This is a genomic window from Oleiphilus sp. HI0128, from assembly GCF_001635365.1.
Window position 1 is genome coordinate 1 of the sequence record NZ_LWGG01000559.1, and the last position, 217, is coordinate 217.

General features: G+C 48.8%; 1 pseudogene. It reads left to right on the top strand.

Going from position 1 to position 217, the window contains the following annotated elements:
* Positions 1-217, top strand: a pseudogene (gene ispH / locus A3763_RS06630) (4-hydroxy-3-methylbut-2-enyl diphosphate reductase); the annotation flags it as partial.

The following is a 217-nucleotide window of genomic DNA, read 5'->3' on the forward strand; positions in this document are numbered from 1 at the left end:
CGTCTATGTGCGCCACGAAGTGGTCCATAACCGCTTTGTGGTCGATGACTTAAAGCAACGTGGTGCCATTTTTGTCGATGAGCTGGAAGAAGTACCGGATGATTCCTTGGTTATCTTCAGTGCTCATGGCGTATCCAAGGCGGTTCAAGCCGAAGCAAAAGAGCGTGATTTGAATGTCTTCGACGCGACCTGTCCACTGGTAACTAAAGTCCATATC